This is a genomic window from Calditrichota bacterium (genome assembly GCA_014359355.1).
In the GTDB taxonomy this organism is placed as follows: Bacteria; Zhuqueibacterota; Zhuqueibacteria; order JANLFK01; family Oleimicrobiaceae; genus Oleimicrobium.
On record JACIZP010000017.1, the window covers coordinates 1 to 2,391 of the forward strand.

The 2,391-nt window shown below is 61.6% G+C and carries 2 protein-coding genes; both read right to left on the bottom strand.

The genetic code is table 11. The features are described from left to right. On the bottom strand, window positions 1–651 hold a 651-nt coding region (locus H5U38_00950; protein MBC7185580.1), incomplete at its 3' end, for a hypothetical protein. A gap of 231 nt (window positions 652–882) precedes the next feature. Further along, on the bottom strand, window positions 883–2,169 hold the full coding sequence (locus H5U38_00955; protein ID MBC7185581.1) for a hypothetical protein: 1,287 nt from the start codon (window positions 2,167–2,169) through the stop codon (window positions 883–885). Window positions 2,170–2,391: the final 222 nt, after the last annotated feature.

Consider the following 2,391-nt stretch of genomic DNA (forward strand, 5'->3'; position numbering starts at 1 on the left):
AAGGCTGAAACCCCATTCAGCGAAGAAGCCGTCGTAGAGCTCAATTTCCAGCATGAGGAGCGAGGCGAGCGCGAACCCGGCCCAGTCGGCTTGACTTTCCGACAAACCCACCCATCTGGCCGTGACGGCACCGTACCGCGAGAGCAGGCTGGCACTGTAGAAGTGGCCGCATTTATCCACATGGTGCCAGAGGCTGTCGTCAAAGCCGAGGTCGTAGGAGCCACTGGTGCGCCGCCAACCACGGTAGAGGTGAAAGCGAGTGCGCGGGTGGTCCCACCACACTTTGTGGAAATAGGCGTAGGCGGCAGTGTTGGCAGCAGCCAGTCCGGCAGTGGCCACCACAACCCTTTGCACCCTGACGTGCCCTACGCGTGGCTCGCCAGCGCCCGTGGTGGGCGAAAGGCGAGCGGTGCTGTCGCCGCGAAGAATGGGCGGGCTCTTTGCCAAAAGTGGGCAGGGACCACCCCCGAGGGCAGCCTCGAGGCCCGAGACCTGCAGTTCGCCTCGTGGCGCGCTCGCGGCAGCCTGCGCCCGCGCCTGTCCTGCCTTCGCCACCAGGACAGGCCCCAGGAGCAGCAGAAGCGCAAGAACGCGGAGCACGCGAGTGGGGTGCCCGGTGTCTTCCCGTTCACCTATGGGCGCAGTTGGCACCAAATGTTTCCCGACACCCGCACTAACCGTTGGCCCGTACGCGCCCAGGATGCGGCATGCGGCAGCGCGCTGACAGCCACTGCGGTCCCTTAAGGCCGAACGCATGACAGCAGAAGAGCCCCGTTTGCTCACTCTGTGCTCCTTGAAAAAAACGTCGGCTGCGGGGCGGCACAGCCGACGTTGTCCCACCTTGCCTCTTCCCCGATCTCCTCGGGCAAAGAGGGGTTTGGCCTACTTCCTTCGCGCTCGAGGGGTCCGCGCCTTAGGCGCTGCCTTCTTCGCCTCAGGTCGGCGCGCTGCGCGACGACGAGCCGCTGGCGCTGGAGCAGGCTCCTCCTTCTTCTCCGCAGCGGCAGGCGCGGTTGCAGGGGCCTCCTCCTTCTTCGCCTCCTCTTTTTTCACTTCTTCCGGCTCTTCCTCCTCCTTGTCCTTGCGCTCCAGGAGGTTCTCCTGATCCTTGATCTTCTTGATAATGACGTACAGGAGGGTGTTGCCGATCTGCAGCACCGCCATCCCATAGGAGACCACCCACCAGGCCACCGCGAGCATGGTCAGAGCAAAGAGATAGGCCGAGATAGTGAGGGTCGCCGAGAGCCCCTTGATCGGGTAGAACTCGCGTGCGAAATAGACGTATGGCGACAGCTTCCAATAGAGCGCCCGCGCCCAGTCCTGGGAGACGAACAACCACTTTTGCAGCAGGTACTGGCCGTGGCTTGCTAAGTTGATGAACTTGTCCCCGAATGACCAGGACACCGAGAAGATGGCGCACATCAGCAGGAAAGCCTGCTTCACGGCAAAGGCAAAAAGGCCCATGCAGACGACAGTGATGACGCCGATGAGCGCTTCGTAGACCACAAAGCGCCATGGCTGACTCCACACCACCGAGAAGCTCTGGAAGACCGCCTCAAAGGCGTCCTCGTCGGTGGTGGCAATGATCGCTGGCACAATGATGATCGAGACGGCCAGCACCACCAGCAGGAAGAAGAGCAGCAGGGCAGAGAACATCCAGATGAAGGTGAAGAGCGAGGCCCCGAGTTCGCCAACGTAGGGGATGACGCGCGCGAGGAGGCCGATGATCAAGCCACCCACGACAAAGCAGCCAGCCATCACCGCAATGGCCACCGGCGTAGAGAGGACCGAGCTGGCCTTGCGCAGGGCGAAGGCGAACGCCTCCCGCCAGGTGTAGAAGTTGTTGCCCTTGAGCAACATGTAGGAGGCCCGTGCGATCGCGGTGCTGGTGAGCAGGTAGGCGGCCAGCAAGATGGCCACGCCGATGGCGAAGATAATCCAGGCGTACCAGCGAGCTCCTCCTGCCCCGAACAGGCACGGCAACAGACCGCTCTCGTTCCACGCCTCGCCAAGTCCCTTGCCGTTGGCAAGCAGGCTCAAGTAAGTGAAGATGAGGTAACCAATGTAGCCGATGCCATAGCCAACGAAGGCGATCCACATACGCTGCATGCTGAAGCCAAGCCGCGCGGAACGAAACAGGTCGCGAAAGTCGAATCGTAGTTGCACCATCGCTACCCTCCTTATCCCGTTTGTTCGCTACCGAACAGCCTCAGACCAGCGGAAACCTTCAAAGTTTAACAAAAAAAGCGCTCTTTGTCAAGGGAAAAACCTGCCGCCTCAGGCGGCCGGAGCGGTTGACCCCTTGGTGATGCGCACGCGCTTGATGCGCCGTTTGACCACGCGCTCGATGACAAACACCGTATCGCCTTCGCGCACCTCCTCCTTCTGTTG

What these genes read in the sequence shown, in the direction of transcription:
- H5U38_00955 (MBC7185581.1), bottom strand. Translation starts at nt 2,169, where the DNA reads ATGGTGCAACTACGATTCGACTTTCGCGACCTGTTTCGTTCCGCGCGG.